Source organism: Pseudomonas sp. FSL R10-2964, assembly GCF_009600035.1.
Taxonomy (GTDB): domain Bacteria; phylum Pseudomonadota; class Gammaproteobacteria; order Pseudomonadales; family Pseudomonadaceae; genus Aquipseudomonas; species Aquipseudomonas bubulae.
In genome coordinates, this window is the sequence record NZ_WIWH01000105.1 from 1 (window position 1) to 636 (window position 636).

Genomic DNA, 636 nt, shown 5'->3' on the forward strand with positions numbered 1-636 from the left:
TATCTGACACGCTGGCAGGTCTTGCAAGAAGAACGTCCTGACTTGCGCCCGTATCTATTGACTCTCACGGTCAAAAACGGCGATGACCTGGAAGAGCGTCAAAACCATCTCAGCAAGTCCCTACGCAAGCTGCTGACGCACCGACGCCATTTCAAGGCAGGTGTTCCGCGTGCCCCGTGGACTGAGCTTTGCCGAGCTGAAGGGGCCGTTTACACAATGGAACTGACCAACAAGGGCAAGGGGTGGCATCCGCACTGCCACATGATCCTCCTAGCGTCTTCTCAGCCTTCTCAGAGCGACCTGAGTGCCGAGTGGCACAAGATCACCGGCGACAGCATGGTCGTGGATTGCAGGCCTATCCTGGGCGATCCAGTCGAAGGCTTTATGGAGGTGTTCAAGTACGCCGTGAAGTTCTCCGACCTGACTTTGGCCGATAACTGGCACGCTGCGCAGATCCTCAAGGGGAAACGCCTGCTGAACAGTTTTGGCCTATTCCGCGGAGTTGAGATTCCTGAATCGATGCTCGATGAACCGCTCGATGGCTTGCCTTACTTGGATCGGTTCTATCGTTATTTGGGTGACGAATATCAGCCTTCGACACTCAAAAAGAGAGGGTAAGGATATGCAGTGCAGAAT

Annotated in this window: 1 protein-coding gene; it reads left to right on the forward strand. The window is 54.4% G+C overall.

The window, feature by feature from the left end:
* Nucleotides 1–618 (forward strand): protein rep (locus GHN92_RS23965; RefSeq protein ID WP_178102688.1); only part of this gene is annotated, 618 nt, incomplete at its 5' end.
* Nucleotides 619–636 lie beyond the last annotated feature (18 nt).